Source organism: Agrobacterium sp. (assembly GCF_032092815.1).
Taxonomy (GTDB): domain Bacteria; phylum Pseudomonadota; class Alphaproteobacteria; order Rhizobiales; family Rhizobiaceae; genus Agrobacterium.
Window position 1 is genome coordinate 3,177 of sequence record NZ_DAMDBP010000032.1, and the last position, 450, is coordinate 3,626.

The 450-nt window shown below is 58.4% G+C and carries 1 protein-coding gene; it reads left to right on the forward strand.

The features are described 5' to 3' along the window. Positions 1–398, forward strand: a 398-nt coding sequence (locus RT613_RS17090) for a DALR domain-containing protein (protein ID WP_313617250.1), incomplete at its 5' end; no start/stop codon positions are given. Between the last annotated feature and the right edge of the window lie 52 nt (positions 399–450).

Consider the following 450-nt stretch of genomic DNA (forward strand, 5'->3'; position numbering starts at 1 on the left):
CCGAACGTTTGCTGGCGAAGTGGCCCGCAGCGGAAGCAGGTGACGCAGAGCCGGATGCCAGTGTTCTCGAGGCCCTGTCTGACGACCTCAATACGGTTGCCGCCGTACAAGCATTACACGCGCTGGCGCAGGCCGCCAATGCCGATCCATCCAAGCTGGCAGCCTTTGCTGCCAGTGCTGCCCTTCTCGGCGTCTTGCCAAAGAAGACGGAAGTGGATGAAGCGGTGGCGGCGGCTGTCGATTCCCTGGTTGAGTTGCGTCTTGAAATGCTCAAAGCCAAGAACTTTACCGAAGCGGATCGCATTCGTGACGAGCTTGCGGAAAAGGGCATTCAGCTCAAGGACGGCAAGAACAAGGACACCGGTGAACGCGTGACGACCTGGGAATTGAAGCGGTAAGCTTCTTTTCTTGAAGAAAATACCCCCCTCTGTCCGGCAGGACAGAGGGGGG